Genomic DNA, 19,496 nt, shown 5'->3' on the forward strand with positions numbered 1-19,496 from the left:
GCGGCCGTGACCGAACGGTTGGACGGCCCGCAGACCCCGCGCGGCGACGGCGACGTCGCCCGCGGGGCCTCCCCCGGACCGGACGAGCCCCCTCAGCCCCCGCCCTCCTCGGGCACCGGCGGGGACGAGGCTGCGAACACCCCCACGAACACCCCCACGGACACCACCGGGAACACCGCCGCGAACACCGTCCCGGCCGCCGCGCCCGCGGCGCGGACGACCAGGTCGGGCAATCTCGGGCCCTCTCCCAAGGTGGCCCTGCTCTTCCTGGTGCCGGCGTTCGTCATCCTCGGCGCGTGGGTGGTCTACCCGATCATCTACTCGATCGTCCGCAGCCTGTACGACGCCAACGGCGACGGGTTCGTCGGCCTCGGCAACTACGCGTCCATCTTCAGCGACTCCGGCACGCTCACCACGATCAGGAACAACCTGATCTGGGTGGTCGTGGCGCCCAGCCTGGTCACCGCGCTCGGCCTGCTGTTCGCGGTGCTCACCGAGCGCGTCCGCTGGGCGACGGCGTTCAAGCTGGTCGTGTTCATGCCCATGGCGGTGTCGTTGCTGGCCTCCGGCGTCATCTTCCGGCTCGTCTACGAGCAGGACCCCGACAGGGGCGTGGCCAACGCGATCATCACCTCGGTACACGACGTGTTCGCCTCCAGCAGCGGCTACCCGGGGGCGCGCCCGCGCGAGAACGACCAGGCGCCCGCCGTCCTGGACAAGGGCGCGGTGGTCACCCGCCGGCAGGCCCAGCCCGGCGTCCAGGTGGCGATCCCGCTGGTCGGCCTGAAGACCGAGGCCCTGCCCGAGCAGGCCGCCGCCGCCAAGCCCGCCACCACGGCGCCGGGCGAGCTGGCGGGAACGGTCTGGCTGGACTTCACCCCGGGCGGCGGCACGGCGAACCAGATCGACGGCAACGAGAAGGGGATGCCGGACGTCACCGTGGAGGCCGTCTCCGGCGGCCAGGTCAAGGCGACGACGACCACGGCGGCCGACGGCACCTTCCACTTCTCCGGCCTGCCCGCCGGGTCCTACCAGCTGCGGCTGCCCCAGGAGAACTTCGCCCAGCCGTTCGCGGGCGCGACCTGGCTCGGGCCCGCGCTGATCACGCCGGCCATCATCGGCGCGTTCATCTGGGTGTGGGCCGGGTTCGCCATGGTGCTGATCGCGGCGGGCCTGTCGGCCATCCCGCGCGACGCGCTGGAGGCCGCCCGCATCGACGGCGCGACCGAGTGGCAGGTGTTCCGCCGCATCACCGTCCCGCTGCTGTCCCCGGTGCTGCTCGTCGTGCTGGTGACGATGATCATCAACACGCTGAAGGTCTTCGACCTGGTGTTCGTCATCGCCCCCGGGTCCGCCCAGCCGCAGGCCAACGTGATCGCGCTGGAGATGTGGCGCGTCTCGTTCGGCGGCGGCGGAAACCAGGGACTCGGCAGCGCGCTCGCGATCTTCCTGCTCGTGCTCGTCCTGCCCTTCATGGCCATCAACATCCGGCGGTTCCGGAGGGAGCAGGCATGACGACGCTCACGGCGTCCCCCACCTCGCCCACGAACCCGGGGCCGGGGACGCTCCGCCGCGGGGCGCTGTCCCGGGTGGCCGACCGGGTCGGGGGCGGGCTGGTCCAGGTCGTCCTCATCGTGCTCGGCCTGTTCTGGCTGGTCCCCACGCTGGGGCTGCTGGTGGTGTCGCTGCGCGCGGACGCCGACAACAACTCCAGCGGCTGGTGGACGGTCTTCACCAAGCCGGCGCAGATCACGTTCGACAACTACTCCCACCTGCTGTCCACCGGGTTCACCTCGTCGTTCTGGAACACCGTGGCGATCACGGTGCCCGCGACGGTCCTCGTCATCGGCTTCGCCGCCATGGCGGCCTACGCCTTCGCCTGGATCGAGTTCCCCGGGCGCGACCTGCTGTTCCTCGTGGTCGTGGCGCTGCTGGTGGTGCCGGTCCAGATCGCGCTGATCCCGATCGCCAAGATGTACGGCGCGCTCGGCGTCTTCGGCACGATCCCCGGCGTGGTGCTGTTCCACACGGCGTTCGGGCTCCCGTTCGCGATCTTCCTGTTGCGCAACTTCTTCGTCGGCATCCCCAAGGAGCTGCTGGAGGCCGCGCGCATGGACGGCGCCGGGGAGTGGAAGATCTTCGCGACCGTGGTGTTCCCGCTGGCCAAGCCCGCGGTCGCCTCGCTCGGCATCTTCCAGTTCCTGTGGGTGTGGAACGACCTGCTGGTGGCGCTGGTCTTCGCCGACACCAACGCGCAGCCGATGACCAAGGCGCTGCAGTCCCAGATGCGCCAGTTCGGTACCAACGTGGACATCCTCGCGCCGGGAGCCTTCCTGTCGCTGATCATCCCCCTGGTGCTCTTCTTCTCGTTCCAGCGCTACTTCGTGCAGGGCCTGCTCGCGGGCTCGGTCAAGTAGCGGACTCGGGTGCCCGTCTCGCGGGGGCAGGCGGGCACCCGGCGTCCCGGACGGCCGCGAAAAGCCGGGGCGGCGCCGCCGGTCTGCGTCCGGTTGTCGGTCGTCACGGCTAGGATCCCGGCATGACCGGTCGTCCATTAAACGAAGTCGTCGAATCCGGGTGGGCCACCGCCCTGGAGCCGGTCGCCGAGCGCATCGCCGCGCTGGGCGACTTCCTCAGGCAAGAGATCGCCGAGGGCCGGCAATATCTCCCCGCGGGCCCCAACGTCCTGCGGGCGTTCCAGCAGCCGTTCGACCAGGTGCGCGTGCTCATCGTCGGGCAGGATCCCTATCCCACCCCCGGTCACGCCATCGGCCTGAGCTTCGCCGTCGCGCCGGACGTCCGCCCGCTGCCGGGCAGCCTGGTCAACATCTTCAAGGAGTACGCCGCCGACCTCGGCTACCCTCCCCCGTCCAACGGCGACCTGACTCCGTGGACCGACCAGGGGGTGCTGCTGCTCAACAGGGCGCTCACCGTCGCGCCCGGCAAGCCCGCCTCCCACCGGGGCAAGGGCTGGGAAGAGGTCACCGAGCAGGCCATCCGCGCGCTCGTCGCCCGCGGCGGCCCGCTGGTGGCCATCCTGTGGGGCCGTGACGCCCGGTCGCTCAAGCCCCTGCTCGGCGCGGTGCCGGCCATCGAGTCGGCCCACCCGAGCCCGCTGTCGGCGCGCAGCGGCTTCTTCGGCAGCCGCCCGTTCAGCCGCGCCAACGACCTGCTCACCAAGCAGGGGGCCGGCCCTGTGGAGTGGAAGCTCCCCTGACCGAACGCCTCCGACGCGCCCGCCGATCAGGGCGGGCGCGTCACGGGGCGTTCAGGCCCCGGCGCGCTTCAGCGCCGCGGCGACCAGCGTGCGGGCCTCGTCCTGCACGAGGGCCAGGTGGTCCGGGCCCCGGAACGACTCGGCGTAGATCTTGTAGACGTCCTCGGTGCCCGACGGGCGCGCGGCGAACCAGGCGTTCCCGGTCGACACCTTGAGCCCGCCGAGCGGGGCGCCGTTGCCGGGCGCCGCCGTCTGCACGTTCGTGACCGGGTCTCCGGCGAGCGTCCCCGCGGTGACGTCCTCGGCGGACAGCCGCGCCAGCGCCGCCTTCTGCTCGCGGGTGGCGGGCGCGTCGACGCGGGCGTAGGCGGGGTCGCCGAACCGGCGCACGAGCCCGGCGTACAACTCGCTCGGGGTCTCGCCGGTCACCGCGACGATCTCGGAGGCCAGCAGGGCGAGGATGATGCCGTCCTTGTCGGTGGTCCACACCGAGCCGTCGCGCCGCAGGAACGACGCGCCCGCGCTCTCCTCGCCGCCGAAGCCGAGCGAGCCGTCGAGCAGCCCGCCGACGAACCACTTGAACCCGACCGGCACCTCGTACAGCTCACGGCCGAGGTCGGCGACCACCCGGTCGATCATGCCGCTGCTCACCATGGTCTTGCCCACCCGGGCGCCGGCCGGCCAGCCGGGGCGGTGGTTCCACAGGTAGGAGATGGCGACGGCGAGGTAGTGGTTGGGGTTCAGCAGCCCGCCGTCGGGGGTGACGATGCCGTGCCGGTCGGCGTCGGCGTCGTTGCCCGTCGCCACCTGGTAGGCCGAGCGGCCGGCGATCAGGGACGCCATCGCGTGCGGCGACGAGCAGTCCATGCGGATCTTGCCGTCCCAGTCCAGCGTCATGAACCGCCAGGTCGGGTCGACGGCGGGGTTGACCACGGTGAGGTCCAGGCGGTGCCGTTCCGCGATCTCGCCCCAGTAGGCCACGCTGGCGCCGCCGAGGGGGTCGGCCCCGATGCGCACGGACGCGCCGCGGATCGCGTCCAGGTCCACGACGGCGGGGAGGTCGTCGACGTAGGCGCCGAGGAAGTCGTAGCGGCCGGTGGTCTCGGCCGCGAGCGCCCGCTCGTAGGGGACGCGCCTGACCTCCTTGAGTCCTCCGGCGATCAGCGTGTTCGCGCGGTCCTGGATCCAGGAGGTGGCGTCGGTGTCGGCGGGGCCGCCGTTCGGCGGGTTGTACTTGTAGCCGCCGTCGGAGGGCGGGTTGTGGGAGGGGGTCACCACGACGCCGTCCGCCAGGCCCGAGGCGCGGCCCCGGTTGTGGGTGAGGATCGCGTGGGACACCGCGGGGGTCGGGGTGTAGCCGTCCCGGGAGTCGACGAGCACGGTGACGCCGTTGGCGGCGAAGACCTCCAGCGCGGTGACCCGGGCGGGCTCCGACAGCGCGTGGGTGTCCACGCCGAGGAACAGCGGCCCGTCCACTCCCTGCCGGGCGCGGTACTCGCAGATGGCCTGGCTGGTTGCCGCGATGTGGTCCTCGTTGAAGGCCGTGTCGAGCGAGGAGCCGCGATGGCCCGAGGTGCCGAAGGACACCCGCTGTTCCGGGCGGCCGGGGTCGGGGTGCAGGGCGTAGTACGCCGTCACGAGACGGGGCACATCGACCAGGTCGGACGCCTGCGCCGGCTTGCCGGCGCGCTCGTGCACCATGAGAACTCCCTTGTCACACGCTTGTTCCGCTGCGGTGGCACTACCCTCGGCCGGTCCGGTTCATACGGATATCGGAACCCGGGCCGGGGCCGATGCTACTCAGCCGGAGGGGTCGCCTCGAACCCCCACCTAACGGCACGCCGAAAATTCGGGACTGATCCGACCTGCGGCGTCGCACTAGATTAGGGAAATTCCCGCTTCAGGCCTCCGGCCGGAACCGTGAGGAGGAGATGCGCGTGACCACGGCACTCGACGCCATCGACGTCCGCACGCCCAACCCGGCCCGCGTCTACGACTACATGCTCGGCGGCAAGGACAACTTCGCGGCCGACCGCGAGGCGGCCGAGCAGGTCGCCCGGCTGTTCCCCGAGTCCAGCGACGGCGTCCGCTACAACCGCCTGTTCCTCGGCAACGCCGTCCGCCACCTCGCCGGGGAGTGCGGGATCCGCCAGTTCGTCGACATCGGCGCGGGCCTGCCCACCCAGGACAACGTGCACCAGGTCGCCCACGCGGTCGCGCGGGACGCGCGCGTCGTGTACGTGGACAACGACCCGGTGGTGTGCGTGCACGGCCGCGCGCTGCTGGCCAACACCGACACCGTCGCCATGATCGACGGGGACGTCCGCAGGCCCGGCGACATCCGCGACAAGGTCGCCGGGACCGGCCTCATCGACTGGAACCGGCCGGTGGGGCTGCTCATGGTGGCGGTCCTGCACTTCGTCGAGGACCCCGGCGAGCACGTGGCCATGCTGCGCGACCTGCTCGCCCCGGGCAGCCACCTGGTGATCACCCACCTGAGCACGACGCCGGAGCGCGCCGCCGACATGGCGCGGCTGCGGGAGCTCTACGCGCGTTCCGGCATCACGCTGGTGCCGCGCGGGGTCGCGGAGATCGAGCGCCTGTTCGGCGACTTCGAGCCCCTGGACCAGCGGCGCTTCATCTTCCCCGACCTCGCCGAGCGCATCGCCCGGCTCGGCTGGGGCGGCGTGGCCCGCAAGCACTGACCCGGCCCCGGGGCTCAGGCGGAGCGCCGGGCGGGCTCAGGCGTCGAGGTGGCGTTCGAGGGACTCCAGTTTCCCGGTCATCGCGTCGGAGACGCCGGGGCGGACGTCGGCCTTCAGGACCAGGCTGACGCGCGGGGCGACCTCGGCGACGGCCTCCACGGCCCGTTTGACGACGTCCATCACCTCGTCCCACTCGCCCTCGACGGTGGTGAACATGGCGTCGGTCCTGTTGGGCAGGCCGCTGTCGCGGACGACCCGCACGGCGCGGGCCACGGGTTCGGCGACGGCCTCGCCGACGCCGAGCGGGGTCACGGAGAATGCGATGATCATCTATCCATTGTCGGGGGTCGGCAGCGGCGCGGGGTATCCGGGGACCTTGGGCGCCGCCTTCCACGGCTCGTGGATCAGCGAGGCGGGGAGCGCGGCGAGCTCGGGGACGTGGCGGCGGACGTAGTCGCCGTCCGGGTCGAACCTCCTCGCCTGGCGCAGGGGGTTGAGCACCCGGTTCGGCCGAGTGTCGTTGCCGGTGCCCGCGACCCACTGCCAGTTGCCCCAGTTGTCGGCGACGTCCCCGTCCAGGAGCAGGTCGGCGAAGTGCTCGCCGCCCACCCGCCAGTGGATCCTGAGCCGCTTGGTGAGGTAGGAGCCGACGATCAGGCGGGCGCGGTTGTGCATCCATCCCTCCGCCTGGAGCTGGCGCATGCCCGCGTCCACGATGGGCACTCCGGTCATGCCCGCGCGCCAGGCGTCGGCGGCGTGCCCGTCCTCGTTCCAGTCCACCCGGCGCGGGCGGTAGTCGCGGCGCGGCAGCTCGGGGAAGGCCAGGGCCACCTGGTGGTAGAAGTCGCGCCAGCAGAGCTGCCTGACGAACGCCTCGGCGCCGGGGTAGCCGGTCGCCCGCGCGGCGACCTCCGACGGCGAGACGCACCCGAACCGCAGGTAGGGGCTGAGCATGGACGTCCGGTCCTCGGCGAGGTCGTCGTGGCCGTCCTCGTAGTCGGCGAGGCAGAGCTTCAGCCACAGGTCCAGCCGCCTGCGCGCGACGGTCTCGCCGCCGCGCAGGTGCCCGTACGGGGCGCGCGGCCGCCGCGGGAGCCTGCCGGGCTCGACGCCCGGCGGCAGCCGCACCAGCGGGGGCGGGCCCGTCACCTGCCGGTGCCCGGCGTCGCGCCAGGCCCGCCAGTACGGCGTGAACACCCGGTAGTGGTCGCCACCCGCGGGCCGCAGCAGGCCGGGCGGGACGACGGTGACGCCCGGGAAGAGCCGGAAGTCCAGGCGGTGCGCGGCGCATTCGCGCTCCAGCCGCCGCTCGCGCGCCCGGGCGTACGCGCTCACGTCCGCCGAGGCCCAGATCGCGGACGCCCCCGTGTCCGCGGCCACGCGGAGGGCCTCGGCCACCGGGTCGCCGTGCCGGACGACCAGGTCGCCGCCGAGGTCGCGCAGGGAGGCGCGCAGGTCCTCCAGCGCCTCGGCGAGGAAGCCGCCCCGGTGGCGCGGGCGGATGGCCGGGTCGGCGACGAACAGCGGCACGACGTGCCGGGCCCGCGCGCACGCCTCCGCCAGCGCCGGGTGGTCGTGCACCCGGAGGTCCCGGTTGTAGAGAATGATCGCTGTGTCCGGATGGTCCACGTCCTGTACTTCGGCGGCGCCGCGGGAAACGGTTGCGTCCGGCGCGTGGTTCCTCGCCGAAGTACCCGGTGAAGGGTCCGGACGGCGCCTGGCGCCTGGCAGGCTGGTAGCGCCGGACGACGCCGGCGTTCCCCGGCACGGACGGGGAGGCGGGACGGCCACGGGACCGTGCGGTGACGGACGAGCGGACAGGACGCGATGATGACCGGGGAGCGTGCGGAGGAGGGGCCGAGCTACGGCATCGGGGCCGTGGCCCGGCGGCTCGGCGTGCCCGCGCCCACCTTGCGCACCTGGAACGCGCGCTACGGCATCGGCCCGAGCCGCCGCAGCGCGGGGGGCCACCGCCGCTACGACGCGGGCGACCTGCTGCGCCTTGAGGAGATGAACCGGCTGGTCAAAGCCGGTATGCCGCCCGCCGAGGCCGCCCAGGCGGCACTCGGCGCGCGGCCCGAGGCGGCGGCGTCCGCCGTGGCCGCCCCCTTACGCACGGACCGTGACCTTGAGCCGGCGGTGCTCGACCGGCCTCCTCGGGACCGGCCGGGGCCTCGGGAGGCGGCGCCGAGTGCCGTCACGCTGGCCAGGGCCGCGCTCAACCTGGACGTCCAGGCCGTGACCCAGGGCCTGGAGGCGGCCCTGGACGGGCACGGAGTGGCCTGGACGTGGGAGCGGCTGGCACTGCCGGTCTTCGAGGCGATCACGCGCAGGCAGGCCGGCACCGGGGCGGGCGTCGAGATCGAGCACATGTTCTCCGAGCGGCTCCTCAGCGCCCTCAGCCACCGCACCGGCAGGCCCGCCGGCCCGGCGCATCCCCGCCCGATCCTGCTGGCCTGCGCGCAGGACGAGCAGCACAGCCTGCCGCTGTACGCGCTGGCGGCCACGTTGACCACGACGCTCGCCCTGGAGACCCGGGTCCTCGGCCCGCGGACCCCGCACGCGGCGCTCGGGGACGCCATGCGGCGCCTCGGGCCGCTCGCCGTGTTCGTCTGGTCGCAGTTGCGCGAGACGGGGAACCCCGCGCCGCTCGGAGCGCTGCCCGCGCTGCGGCCCGCGTCCCGGGTGATCGTCGGCGGCCCCGGCTGGTGGCCAGGGCTGCCCGCGGGGGTCACCCATGTGAGGTCCCTGCGCGAGGCCGTCGCGGAGGTCGGCGCCACCCTCGGCTGACCGGCGTCCGGCCGGACACGGCGGCACTCGTCCGGGAGGCCGGACACCGGGCCGGTCAGGCGGCGAGGGTGGACAGGACCGAGGACAGGCGGTGCAGGCCGCGCGCCGTGCGGGCCTTGACGGTGCCCAGAGGGATGTGGAGCCGTTCGGCGATCTCGCGCTGGGTCAGGTCGCCGTAGTAGGCCAGCTCGATGGCCTCGCGCTGCGGGCCGGGGAGCACGGCGAGCGCCCGCAGGACCTGGTCGCGCCGCCCGAGCGCGTCGGCCGTCTCGCGCCCGTCGGCGCCGCCCGGTTCGCCGACGCTGTCCAGGGGTACGGTGACCGGCACGCGGGCCCGCAGGTGGTCGATGGCGCGCTTGCGGGTGATGCCGAGGATCCACGCCTCCAGGCTGCGCGCGGGGTCGTAGCGGCGCCGTGACCGCCACACCTCGGAGAACACGACCTGCCGCACGTCCTCGACGTCCTGGGCGGGCACGAGCCTGCGCAGGTAGCCGCTGATCAGGGCCGCGTGGGCGCGCAGGCACTCCGCGAGGGCCTCGTCGTCGCCGCCCGCGAGCCGCTCCCCCAGTGTGCCGGTCATACGCCGCTCCCCGTCGCTGAAAACTTACTCAAAACCTATTCATACTCGGGGTGGCGACGTGAAAGCAACCCGGAACGGCCAAAACCGAGGCACGCGACGGCCAAGTCTCGTCCGGCGACGCCGGCACCCGGCCACGACGCGCAAACGCGAACGATCCGGCCCGGGGAAACCCGGCGGCCGGATCGTGAAGGGCCCACGGCCACCCGTGGGCGCGGGGTCAGGAGGGGTCGAGGACCACGAGCGAGCGCGGCGGCAGCGTGGTCGCCTCGGAGGTCACCGTGACGGCGTCGTCGGAGGCGAGCAGCACCCGCCCGGTCACCGGGACGGTCGCGGGGGCCGCACCAAGGTTGGCGGCCACGCGGAGCGGCCCGCGGTGGACGACGATCCAGCGGCCCTCCTCGCTGAACTCGGCCGAGACACGGTCCAGACGGGGATCGGCCAGGGCGGGGTGGGCCCTGCGCAGCGCGATGAGGTCGCAGTACCAGGCGAGGACCTCGCGGTGGCCCGGCTCGGCGGGCTCGGTCCAGTCGAGCTTCGAACGGTGGAAGGTCGCCTCGTCCTGCGGGTCGGGGGCCGTGCCGCCCCAGTCGTCGTAGCCGAAGCCCACGAACTCCGCCTCACGCCGCTCGCCCTCGCCCTGCGCCAGGTGCGGCTCGACATGGTCGGTGAAGAACAGGAACGGCGTGCTCGCCGCCCACTCCTCCCCCATGAACAGCATGGGCGTGAACGGCGAGGTGAGCAGCAGCCCGGCGCCGAGCTTCAGCGCCTCGGGCGGCAGGCGGTCGCCGGCCGCGCGGTTGCCGATCTGGTCGTGGTTCTGCACGCAGCACACGAAACGGTGGCCGGGGACGCGCAGCCGGTCCACCGGACGCCCGTGCGTGCGCCCCCGGAAGCTCGAATAGGTGCCGTCGTGGAAGTAGGCGTGGGTCAGCACCTTGGCCAGCGCCCCCATCGAGCCGAAGTCGCCGTAGTAGCCGTGGCGCTCGCCGCTGACCGCCGCGTGCAGGGCGTGGTGCACGTCGTCGTTCCACGCGGCGGCCAGGCCGTGCCCGCCGGCCTCGCGCGGGGTGACCAGCCGGGGATCGTTCATGTCGGCCTCGGCGATCAGTGTGAGCGGCCGGCCGAGCGTCGCCGACAGCGCGTCCACCTCGGTGGCGAGCTCCTCCAGGAAGTGCACGGCCCGGTTGTCGTGCAGGGCGTGCACGGCGTCCAGCCGCAGGCCGTCGATGTGGTAGTCGCGCAGCCACTGCACCGCGTTGCCGATGAAGTAGCGGCGCACCTCGTCGGAGTGCTTGCCGTCGAGGTTGACGGCCTGCCCCCAGAAGGAGGACGCCGTCTCGTGGAAGTAGGGCCCGAACGGGGCCAGGAAGTTCCCCGACGGCCCGAGGTGGTTGTAGACGACGTCGAGCAGCACGCCGAGGCCCGCGCGGTGGCAGGCGTCCACGAACCGCTTCAGGCCGTCAGGGCCGCCGTACTCCTCGTGGACGGCGTACAGGTCCACGCCGTCGTACCCCCAGTTGTGGCGGCCCGGCACCGGCGGGACCGGCATCAGCTCGACGAAGTCGACGCCGAGGTCGACCAGGTGGCCGATGCGGCCCGCCGCCGCGTCGAAGGTGCCCTCCGGGGTGAACGCGCCGACGTGCACCTCGTAGATCACCGAGCCGGGCAGGGCCCGCCCGCGCCAGCCCTGGTCGTTCCACGCGAAGCGGTCGTGGTCGTAGACGCGGCTCGGCCCGAACACGCCGGACGGCTGGCGGCGCGTCCTCGGGTCGGGGAACGCCTCACCGCCGTCCACGCTGAAGGCGTAGTCGGTGTCGTGCCCGGCACCGGCCACGCGCGCCGTCCACCAGCCGTCCCGGCCGCGAGTCATCGCGTGCCGCTCGGTCTTGCCGGTGTCGATGTGGATCTCGACCTCGACCCGGTCCGCCGTGGGCGCCCAGACCTCGAACATGTTCCTCCCGCCTTCGTGGAAGCGTGCCGTCAGCCGTGCGGACGGCCCGAGGACCTACCCTCTTTCCAGCAGCGCCACGGGATAACGCGCCAGCAGGTGAGCGTACGGGACCCGGCCGGTGTGCGGGACACCGGTGAGGACGTCGCGCCAGCGTCCCTGCGGCAGCCCGATGGGCGCGCAGCCCCAGCCGCCGCGGCGTTCCAGCCCGGCGGGCAGGCGGGTGACCACGACCACCGCGCGCTCGCCCCGCGCGAAGGCCACCGAGTGGTCCCTGCCGATGCCCTCGGTCTCCAGCGGGACGTAGGGCAGGTCCGCGCCGACGCGGGCGCGCAGCCGCAGCGCCGAGGCGGTGACCAGCAGCTTGGCGGCGTCCCAGCTGTCGCCGCCCGGCGCCCGGAGCAGCGAGCGGCGGTAGGCGAAGTCGACCGGACGCCGGTTGTCGGGGTCCACCAGCGAGAAGTCCGTGGTCTCGCAGCCCTGGTAGACGTCGGGGACGCCCGGCATCATGAGCTGCACCAGCTTCTGGCCGAGGGAGTTGGCGCGGGCGTACCGGTCGACGCGCTCGGTGAACGCCGCCACCGAGGGGCCGCACACCTCGATCGCCCGCGCCGCGAACGCGCGGACGCCCTCCTCGTAGGACGGGTCGGGGTCGGCCCACGACATCGAGGTCTTGGCCTCGCGGGCGGCCTTGGCCAGGAAGTCGGCGAACCGGTCGGCGCCGATGGGCCAGGCGGCCATGAGGTTCTGCCAGGCCAGGTAGTCCAGCTTGGGGTCGAAGGAGACCTGGGCGGACCATTCGGCGACGGCCTCGGCCCACTCGGCGGGCAGCTCCGACAGCACGGCGAGCCGGGCGCGGACGTCCTCCGAGCGCTTGGTGTCGTGGGTCGAGAGCGTGGTCATCGTGTGCGGCGCCATGCCCTGGCAGTAGCGGTGGAACCGGTCGGGCGACACCCAGAAGTGGTCCGGCTCGCCGCCGACCTCGTTGAGGCAGGCCAGCGGGTACCAGCGGTACAGCGCGGTGTCCTCCACGCCCTTGGCCATCACCGGCCCGCAGGTCTGCTGGAAGCGCACGACCGTCTCCGGCGGGCCGTACAGGGCCAGGTCGGCGGCCTTGGCGACCGCCTCGGGGTTGGTCCGCGCGGACGCGGCCTCGGCGGCGGCGCGGACGATGCGCAGCGTCTCCTCGGGGTGCTCCTCCCCGGGCACGGCGTAGGCGCGGTAGACCGGCATGTCCGCGAGCAGCTCGACGAACGCCTCGCGCAGCTCGGGCACCTCGCGGGTGAGGCGGTCGACCTCGCCGGTGAAGAACTCCTCCAGCACCTGCTTCTTCGCCTCGTAGCGGACGGCGTCGTAGTCGGGCGGGAAACCGGTGTGCCGGACGAAGACGTCCAGCAGCGGCTCCTCACCGCCGGGGTCGACGAACAGGCGGGTCACCATGTTCAGCGCGTCGTAGCCGGTCGTGCCCTCGCACGCCCAGTCGCCGGGCAGGCGTTCGTCCTCGACCAGGATCTTCTCGGCGACCGTCCACACCGGGGCGCGCTCGCGCAGCCGGGCGAGGTAGCCGCGCGGGTCGGCGAGCCCGTCGGGATGGTCCACGCGAAGCCCCGTGACCAGTCCCTCGGCCACCAGCCGCAGGATGACCTCGTGGGTGGCCTCGAACACCTCCGGGTCCTCGGCGCGCAGGCCGATCAGCGACGAGACGTCGAAGAAGCGGCGGTAGCCGGGGGCGTCCCGCCAGGGGACCAGGCGGTAGAACTGGCCGGCGGGCCGCCCGTCGCCGCGCAGCGGGTACTCGTGGTCGTGGTAGCGCAGGACGTCGCCGTCCGCCACGACCTCCGCCTCGGGGTCGGCCCCGGGACCGAGGACGGGCAGCGCCACCTGGCCGCCGATCCAGTCCAGGTCGAACCACCGGGCGGAGGCGGCGCCGGGCCCGTGCCGCAGCACGTCCCACAACCGGGCGTTGCGGGACTCCGGGACCGGGACCGTCATGTGGTTCGGCACGATGTCCACCACGATCGGGAGCCCCCGCGCGGCCAGCCGGCGCAGCCCGGCCATGCCGCCGAACTCCTCGCGGACGCGGGAGTGGTCGGTGACGTCGTAGCCGTGCCGGGACTCCGGCGACGCCTGGAGGATCGGCGAGAGGTACAGGTGGCTCACGCCGAGCTCGGCCAGGTAGGAGGTGAGCTCGGCCGCCTCGGCGAAGCCGAAGTCCGGGGTGAGCTGCAGCCGGTAGGTCGCCGTGGGCCGCGGCGGCGCCTGGGGCTTCACGGGGTCGGTCACGTCGTTCCTTCCGGGAGAGTCGGGTCCGCGGCGAGGCGGCCGCGCGGTCGTGCCGTGGGGCGGGTCGTGCGGTCGGGGATCAGGCGCGGCGCAGCACGCGGACCGAGCGGCCCGCCACCGGCACCTCGTCGCCCGCCCGGTAGAGCGCGGAGTCGACGCTGATGGGCACCGCCGTGTCGATCTCGGGCATCCACGCCTCGCCGAAGTCCTTCGGGATCGTGAACTCGATGGTGTCGTGGTAGGCGTTGAACATCAGCAGGAACGAGTCGTCCACGATGCGGCGCCCGCGCCGGTCCGGCTCGGTGATGGCCTCGCCGTTCAGGAAGACGCACAGCGACTTGGCGTAGCCGTTGTGCCAGTCGGCGTCGGTCATCTCGACGCCCGCGGGCGTGAGCCAGGCGATGTCGGTCAGCTCGTCGCCGGACCCGCGCACCGCGCGGCCGTAGAAGAACCGCCTGCGCCGGAACACCGGGTGGTCGCGCCGCAGCCGGGCCAGCCGCTGGCTGAACTCCAGCAGCAGCCAGTTCTCGCGGACGTCGGACCAGTCCACCCAGCTGATCTCGTTGTCCTGGCAGTAGGCGTTGTTGTTGCCGCCCTGGGTGCGCCCGAGCTCGTCGCCGTGCGAGAGCATGGGCACGCCCTGCGACAGGAACAGCGTGGCCAGGAAGTTGCGCTTCTGCTGCTCGCGCAGCGCCTCGACCGCGCCCCCGGCCGGGCCCTCCTCGCCGCAGTTCCAGGACCGGTTGTCGTCGGTGCCGTCGCGGTTGCCCTCGCCGTTGGCCTCGTTGTGCTTGGAGTTGTACGACACCAGGTCGCGCAGGGTGAAGCCGTCGTGGCAGGTCACGAAGTTGATCGACGCGGCGGGCCGGCGGCTGTCGTCCTGGTAGAGGTCGCTGGAGCCGGTGAGGCGCGAGGCGAACTCCGGCAGGGCGGCGGGCTCGCCGCGCCACATGTCGCGGATCGTGTCGCGGTAGCGGCCGTTCCACTCCGTCCACCGGGGCGGGAAGTTGCCGACCTGGTAGCCGCCGGGGCCGACGTCCCACGGCTCGGCGATGAGCTTGACCTGGCTGAGCACCGGGTCCTGCTGGACGAGGTCGAAGAACGCCGACAGCCGGTCCACCTCGTGCAGCTCGCGGGCCAGGGTGGCCGCGAGGTCGAAGCGGAAGCCGTCGACGTGCATCTCGATGACCCAGTACCGCAGGGAGTCCATGATGAGCTGCAGCGTGTGCGGCGAGCGCATCAGCAGGCTGTTGCCGGTGCCGGTCGTGTCCATGTAGTAGCGCTGGTCGTCGTCCACGAGCCGGTAGTACGACTTGTTGTCGATGCCGCGCATGCTGAGCGTCGGCCCGAGGTGGTTGCCCTCGGCGGTGTGGTTGTAGACGACGTCGAGGATGACCTCGATGTTGGCCTCGTGCAGGGCCTTGACCATCGCCTTGAACTCCAGCACCTGCCCGCCCAGCTCGCCGGAGCTGGAATAGGCGTTGTGCGGGGCGAAGAAGCCGATGGTGTTGTAACCCCAGTAGTTGGTCAGGCCGCGCTGCTGGAGCGTGTCGTCGGTGACGAACTGGTGCACGGGCATCAGCTCGACCGCGGTGACGCCGAGACCGGTCAGATGGTCGATGATCTCGGGGTGCCCGAGCGCGGCGTAGGTGCCGCGGATGCGCTCGGGGATGCGGGGATGCTGGATGGTCAGCCCGCGGACGTGCGCCTCGTAGATGACCGTGTCGTGGTACGGCGTCGCGGGCGGACGGTCGTGTCCCCAGCCGAAGAACGGGTTGACCACGACGGACTTCGGCACGTAGGCCGCGGAGTCGCTGTCGTCACGGCTGTCGGGCTCGCCGAAGCGGTAGCCGTATGCGGCCTGGTCCCAGTTCACCCCGCCCTCGATGGCCTTGGCGTACGGGTCCAGCAGGAGCTTGTTGGGGTTGCAGCGGTGCCCGCGCGCCGGGTCGTAGGGCCCGTGGACGCGGTAGCCGTACCGCTGCCCCGGGCCTATGCCCGGAAGGTAGCCGTGCCAGACGAAGCCCTCGGTCTCGGTGAGCTCGACACGTCTCTCCTTTCCTGCGTCGTCGAACAGGCAGAGCTCCACGCGCTCGCCTACCTCGGTATAGAGCGCGAAGTTCGTCCCCGCGCCGTCATATGTAGCCCCGAGCGGATAGGGATCGCCGGGCCAAATTTCGATCATGTCACCACCCGGATAGGGGTTTGCCCCCATGTTCCCCGACCATGCACGCCGACGCGGCCGTGTGTGCCAGGTTACTCGACCGGACGCGCCGGAACCGGGCCGGACACTCGGCCGGAAACACGACCGTCACACGTCAGGGCGTCCACGAGTTGCCGCTGACCACGATCATCACCTGGAGCTGGACGGTGGCCGCGTAGTAGTCGGACGGCACGACGGGCGTGCGGATCATCTTCGCCCACAGGGCGTCGAGCCATGCCTGGGCGCCGGGGTCGGACATGGCGGCGACGGCGAAGGGGGCGAAGAACGCCGGCTCCTGCCCCTCGTCGATGGGGGCGCCCTTGAGCGTGTAGCCGGCCGCGATCCTGTCCGGGTCCCCGCCGGTCGCGCGCCGGATCCAGGCGCTCATCGTCCGGGCGGCGGCGCGCGAGGCCGGGTCGCCGGCGGTGACGGCGTCGGCGCCGATCCGCCACGGGTCCCGGCAGGCGTTCCAGTAGTAGGCGCCGTCGTGGGCGTCCTCCAGCACCTCGCCCGGCGCGGGCCTCGGGGCGGTGTCGGTGGCGACGACGAAGTCGGCGAGCAGCCCGGTCTCCGGGGCGTACCTGGACTGCTGGGCGGCGATCAGGCGCTGGTGCGCGGCCCTGATCTCCTCCCAGTCCGGGTCGCCGGTCGCCTTCGCGAACGCGCGGAAGCGGTCGAGGAGCCAGTCGGAGGAGCGGGTGACGTAGTAGGTCGGATCTTCGGGCGTGCTCCAGTCGCCGAGGCGGGTCAGGCGCGTGCGCGGGTTGATCTCGCTCGCCTTGATCGCGTCGATGTGCCGGATCGCGAGGCTCCGGTAGTCGTGGACGCCGGCGCTCCCCCACTGGCGGTCGGCCAGCAGCAGGGCGTAGGCCACGTCGAGGTCGCCGTCGGTCGCCGAGTCCGAGCCGTTGACGCTGCGGCACCGGGAGTCCTGCTCGGCCGCGAGGAGGTCGTGGTCGTTCACCGACGGATGGGCGAGCATGTAGGCGACCATGCCGTCGAAGGCCGTCCTGGCCTCCGGGTCGGCCCCGGCCATCGTCGCCAGGATCACCATGCCGTAGCCCTGTGCCTCGGCGACGTACGGGTGGTCGGCGTCGGGCGAGATCACCTGGTACCAGCCGTGGCCGCAGTTCCGCTTGAGGAACGCCTTCTTCCACCGGGTGTAGGAGGCGAGGACCGCGCGGTCGAGGGTCTCGCGCGGCGCCGAGGGGGTCAGCGTCCCGGCCGCGTACGGGAACCGGTGGCCGCCGAACGGGACGGCCGGGCCCGGCCGCGGGGTCACGGCGCCGCCCTGGCGGGAGGGCGCGGCGTCCGGGGAGGGCGTGGCGCGGGCGGGGGCCTGCGCGCAGCCGGCCACCGCGGCCAGGACGGCGGCGAGCAGGGCGGCGCGGACCTGGCGGCGGGGACCGGTGAAACCCAGCACCTCGGGCGTCCTCTCCTCAAGCGGCGTGTTCGGGCGAGATATGGGCGGGTCCTGGGAGTCGAGAAAGGTTCTTAAGGTCCCGTGACCATAGCGGCATTCTCCCGTGGGCGTGCCCGGGCCCCCGCGGCCCCGCCGTTCGGCCAGACTGGTCCGCGCAGTTCGAAGCGGCGACCAACCCCCGGTACGGCCAGGCCGTACCGGGCCGTCGCCTGCGTGTCCCCCATGCCGGCGCTCCGCCGTCAGGCGCCCGCCCCGCGCCGCGGGGGCTCGAAGAAGTTGAGCAGCCCGTCCCCCTTGCAGGTGCGGCACGCCCGGCCGCCCTCCCCCTTGCCGTCGCCCCCGCAGGTGCAGCAGAGGACCACCCGGTCGAACCGGGGGTCGCGGTAGACGTGCCGGCTGCGGTGGCGGCTGATCGCCCAGCCCTGCACCAGCGCGAACCCGTCGATCTCGGCGAACATCGCGTCGCTGAGCTCCCAGTGCCGGGCCAGCGCCTGCGCGCGGATGAGCGCCCACAGGTTCGCCGTGAGCCCGGCCGGACCGACATTCATACCAGGATCGTCCTCTCGCTCCCCGAATGATCGAGTGGTCTCCAGGGACGGCTCGGCGCCCTGCACCGCTCCGTCACGACACGCGCCCTGGGGCGCCCGGCCCCCGCGCCCCCGCCGGCGCGGTATCCCCCCGCCCCGCCGATCGGCGTCCTTCGCGCGAGGGTCCGGCTCGGCCGGGGACGTCCGCTCGATCAGGGGCTAACCTTCTGTTTACCCTGCTTCGTGCGGAAGGCAACCGCCAATGGCAATTGCCAGAGAAGTCTCTCCCCGTGGACAGCCTCGGTGATTCGCGCGTGCCAATACGGTGGCCAATACGCTGGACTGTGACCACGCGGGCGCCGCCGGCGCGGTGTCGCGTCCCCGCGCACGACGACAGGAAGAGGTGAGCGCCGATGGCCAACCCCACCCTGCGGCGCCGCCAGCTCGCCACGAGGCTGCGCGAGCTCCGCAAGGACGCCGGGCTCAGCATCGAGGACGCCGCCCAGCGCCTGGAGTGCTCGCCCGCCAAGATCAGCAGGATCGAGACGGGCCGGCGCGGCGTGATCCCGCGGGACGTGCGCGACCTGTGCCAGATCTACGGCGCGGACCAGGCCGAGACCGAGAGCCTGATGCGCATGGCCCGCGAGGCCAGGCAGCCGGGGTGGTGGCAGACCTACGACGACCCCGACTTCCGCCTCTACATAGGGCTGGAGACCGAGGCGTCCGCCATCACGATCTACGACACCTGCGCGGTGCCGGGAATCCTGCAGACCGCCGAATACGCGGGCGCGATAATCAGGGCGGTGCTGCCGGAGATCGAGGAAGACGTTCTCAGGGAACGCGTCGAGACGCGCATGAAAAGGCAGGGAATCCTGGTGCGGGAGTCGCCGCCGCGCCATCTCGTCATTCTCGACGAATCGGTGCTGCACCGCTCCGTCGGCGGCGCCGCGGTCATGCGCGCCCAGTTGGAACGGGTCGTGGAGTGGACGCGGCTGCCGCACATCAGCGTGCGGGTGATCCCGTTCTCCGTGGGCGCGCACATGGGATTCAACAGCGCGTTCACGCTGCTGGAGATGGGCGACCCCGGGCTCTCCGACATCGCCTACGTCGAGTCGATCACGCGTGCCGAATACCTGGAGAAGCCCTCGGAGCTCGCCATCTGCAGGGAGGCCGCGCACCGCCTGACGGCCCTCGCGCTCGGGCCCGAGGCGTCCGCCGCGCGCATCGCCGAGATCACCGGCACCTACGACGGCTGACCGGCCGTTCCGGGCCGGCGGCCGGGCGCGCCCACGCGGCGGTCCGGCGCGGTCCCGTTGGCGATCATGGGATGGGATACTGCGGATGATGGATCGCCATCGCGGTGAGCCATGTCATGCCCGGCACCGTCAGGGGAACCAATGAGGTTTTCTTCAACCGCGTATTTTCCCGCGGTCGAGTGGCGCACGGCCGCTCGCTGTACCACCAAGAATTGTGTCGAGGTCGCGGTCGTGGACGGGTTGATAGCCGTACGCGACTCGAAGGACCCCGCGAATCCTGCGCTGCTCTACACCGAGAGTGAATGGCAGGTCTTCATCGACGGCGCCAAGAACGGCGAGTTCGATGTGCAGAGCCTCAAGAGGCCGTCGGGCGAGAACTGACGCACGCCGGGGCGGGCCGATCCCGCCCGTCCCGGTCCTTCGGCGGCGGGCCCTCCCCACGGCTCCCGCCGGGAGAACACCAAGGGGTCTCACGCGGGTATATCGTCGGCGCCGGGGAAGTCGTGCGCACCGGCCGGTTCGCCCCGAACCTCGGGGGAAGCCGGACGCTTTCGCAGATCGCAA

General features: G+C 72.6%; 16 protein-coding genes. 7 read left to right on the top strand and 9 right to left on the bottom strand.

Annotated features, from left to right (window positions below; genetic code table 11):
- The first annotated feature begins 6 nt into the window (after positions 1–6).
- The 3 genes from BJ981_RS00805 (at position 7) to BJ981_RS00815 (ending at position 3,217) form a co-directional block, all read left to right on the top strand.
- On the top strand, positions 7–1,515 hold the full coding sequence (locus tag BJ981_RS00805; RefSeq protein ID WP_184607828.1) for a carbohydrate ABC transporter permease: 1,509 nt from the start codon (positions 7–9) through the stop codon (positions 1,513–1,515).
- Positions 1,512–2,417, top strand: a complete 906-nt coding sequence (locus tag BJ981_RS00810; RefSeq protein WP_184607829.1) for a carbohydrate ABC transporter permease — start codon at positions 1,512–1,514, stop codon at positions 2,415–2,417. Before BJ981_RS00805 ends, BJ981_RS00810 begins: the two co-directional genes overlap by 4 nt.
- Before the next feature lie 122 nt (positions 2,418–2,539).
- A complete protein-coding gene (locus BJ981_RS00815) occupies positions 2,540–3,217 on the top strand; it encodes a uracil-DNA glycosylase (protein WP_184607830.1) in 678 nt (225 codons plus the stop codon).
- 51 nt (positions 3,218–3,268) lie between these two features.
- Here the strand turns inward: BJ981_RS00815 and pgm are convergent, their stop codons facing one another.
- Complete coding sequence (pgm, locus tag BJ981_RS00820) at positions 3,269–4,918, bottom strand: phosphoglucomutase (alpha-D-glucose-1,6-bisphosphate-dependent) (protein ID WP_184607831.1); 1,650 nt, start codon at positions 4,916–4,918, stop codon at positions 3,269–3,271.
- Between the two features lie 230 nt (positions 4,919–5,148).
- Between pgm and BJ981_RS00825 the strand changes: the two genes are divergently transcribed.
- A complete protein-coding gene (locus BJ981_RS00825; RefSeq protein WP_260324596.1) occupies positions 5,149–5,922 on the top strand; it encodes an SAM-dependent methyltransferase in 774 nt (257 codons plus the stop codon).
- Positions 5,923–5,958: 36 nt separating this feature from the next.
- On the opposite strand, the gene BJ981_RS00830 is transcribed toward BJ981_RS00825, so the two are convergent.
- Both BJ981_RS00830 and BJ981_RS00835 read right to left on the bottom strand, forming a co-directional pair.
- Positions 5,959–6,252 carry an MTH1187 family thiamine-binding protein gene (locus BJ981_RS00830; RefSeq protein ID WP_184607833.1) on the bottom strand — a complete coding sequence of 98 codons (294 nt, stop codon included), beginning with the start codon at positions 6,250–6,252 and terminating at the stop codon, positions 5,959–5,961.
- A complete protein-coding gene (locus BJ981_RS00835; protein WP_184607834.1) occupies positions 6,253–7,551 on the bottom strand; it encodes a cryptochrome/photolyase family protein in 1,299 nt (432 codons plus the stop codon).
- Positions 7,552–7,752: 201 nt separating this feature from the next.
- On the opposite strand from BJ981_RS00835, the gene BJ981_RS00840 reads away from it, so the two are divergent.
- On the top strand, positions 7,753–8,712 hold the full coding sequence (locus tag BJ981_RS00840) for a MerR family transcriptional regulator (RefSeq protein ID WP_260324597.1): 960 nt from the start codon (positions 7,753–7,755) through the stop codon (positions 8,710–8,712).
- A gap of 55 nt (positions 8,713–8,767) precedes the next feature.
- Here BJ981_RS00840 and BJ981_RS00845 read toward each other — a convergent pair whose 3' ends face one another.
- The 6 genes from BJ981_RS00845 to BJ981_RS00870 all read right to left on the bottom strand — a co-directional run bounded on the left by BJ981_RS00845 (position 8,768) and on the right by BJ981_RS00870 (position 17,697).
- On the bottom strand, positions 8,768–9,292 hold the full coding sequence (locus tag BJ981_RS00845) for an RNA polymerase sigma factor (RefSeq protein WP_184607836.1): 525 nt from the start codon (positions 9,290–9,292) through the stop codon (positions 8,768–8,770).
- 217 nt (positions 9,293–9,509) lie between these two features.
- On the bottom strand, positions 9,510–11,243 hold the full coding sequence (treZ, locus tag BJ981_RS00850; RefSeq protein WP_184607837.1) for a malto-oligosyltrehalose trehalohydrolase: 1,734 nt from the start codon (positions 11,241–11,243) through the stop codon (positions 9,510–9,512).
- Positions 11,244–11,297: 54 nt separating this feature from the next.
- On the bottom strand, positions 11,298–13,523 hold the full coding sequence (gene treY, locus BJ981_RS00855) for a malto-oligosyltrehalose synthase (RefSeq protein ID WP_239139165.1): 2,226 nt from the start codon (positions 13,521–13,523) through the stop codon (positions 11,298–11,300).
- 79 nt (positions 13,524–13,602) lie between these two features.
- The gene (glgX, locus tag BJ981_RS00860) at positions 13,603–15,708 is read right to left on the bottom strand and encodes a glycogen debranching protein GlgX (protein ID WP_184607838.1); all 2,106 of its coding nucleotides are present in this window, start codon (positions 15,706–15,708) and stop codon (positions 13,603–13,605) included.
- A 133-nt stretch (positions 15,709–15,841) separates the two neighbouring features.
- Complete coding sequence (locus BJ981_RS00865) at positions 15,842–17,149, bottom strand: family 8 glycosyl hydrolase (RefSeq protein ID WP_239139164.1); 1,308 nt, start codon at positions 17,147–17,149, stop codon at positions 15,842–15,844.
- A 239-nt stretch (positions 17,150–17,388) separates the two neighbouring features.
- Positions 17,389–17,697 carry a hypothetical protein gene (locus tag BJ981_RS00870; RefSeq protein WP_184607840.1) on the bottom strand — a complete coding sequence of 103 codons (309 nt, stop codon included), beginning with the start codon at positions 17,695–17,697 and terminating at the stop codon, positions 17,389–17,391.
- Positions 17,698–18,089: 392 nt separating this feature from the next.
- Between BJ981_RS00870 and BJ981_RS00875 the strand changes: the two genes are divergently transcribed.
- Positions 18,090–18,932, top strand: a complete 843-nt coding sequence (locus BJ981_RS00875) for a helix-turn-helix domain-containing protein (RefSeq protein WP_184607841.1) — start codon at positions 18,090–18,092, stop codon at positions 18,930–18,932.
- Positions 18,933–19,073: 141 nt separating this feature from the next.
- Entirely contained in the window at positions 19,074–19,313 is a 240-nt protein-coding gene (locus BJ981_RS00880; protein ID WP_184607842.1) for a DUF397 domain-containing protein, read from the top strand.
- The last annotated feature ends 183 nt before the right edge of the window (positions 19,314–19,496 follow it).

The organism is Sphaerisporangium krabiense (assembly GCF_014200435.1).
Classification (GTDB): Bacteria; Actinomycetota; Actinomycetes; order Streptosporangiales; family Streptosporangiaceae; genus Sphaerisporangium; species Sphaerisporangium krabiense.

Bases quoted from the DNA above. Each gene is read 5' to 3' on its own strand.
- BJ981_RS00830 (WP_184607833.1), bottom strand. From the start codon at position 6,252: ATGATCATCGCATTCTCCGTGACCCCGCTCGGCGTCGGCGAGGCCGTC.
- BJ981_RS00810 (WP_184607829.1), top strand. From the start codon at position 1,512: ATGACGACGCTCACGGCGTCCCCCACCTCGCCCACGAACCCGGGGCCG.
- BJ981_RS00825 (WP_260324596.1), top strand. From the start codon at position 5,149: ATGCGCGTGACCACGGCACTCGACGCCATCGACGTCCGCACGCCCAAC.
- BJ981_RS00875 (WP_184607841.1), top strand. From the start codon at position 18,090: ATGGCCAACCCCACCCTGCGGCGCCGCCAGCTCGCCACGAGGCTGCGC.
- BJ981_RS00815 (WP_184607830.1), top strand. From the start codon at position 2,540: ATGACCGGTCGTCCATTAAACGAAGTCGTCGAATCCGGGTGGGCCACC.
- BJ981_RS00840 (WP_260324597.1), top strand. From the start codon at position 7,753: ATGACCGGGGAGCGTGCGGAGGAGGGGCCGAGCTACGGCATCGGGGCC.
- pgm (WP_184607831.1), bottom strand. From the start codon at position 4,918: ATGGTGCACGAGCGCGCCGGCAAGCCGGCGCAGGCGTCCGACCTGGTC.
- BJ981_RS00880 (WP_184607842.1), top strand. From the start codon at position 19,074: ATGAGGTTTTCTTCAACCGCGTATTTTCCCGCGGTCGAGTGGCGCACG.
- treZ (WP_184607837.1), bottom strand. From the start codon at position 11,243: ATGTTCGAGGTCTGGGCGCCCACGGCGGACCGGGTCGAGGTCGAGATC.
- BJ981_RS00870 (WP_184607840.1), bottom strand. From the start codon at position 17,697: ATGAATGTCGGTCCGGCCGGGCTCACGGCGAACCTGTGGGCGCTCATC.
- BJ981_RS00845 (WP_184607836.1), bottom strand. From the start codon at position 9,292: ATGACCGGCACACTGGGGGAGCGGCTCGCGGGCGGCGACGACGAGGCC.
- glgX (WP_184607838.1), bottom strand. From the start codon at position 15,708: ATGATCGAAATTTGGCCCGGCGATCCCTATCCGCTCGGGGCTACATAT.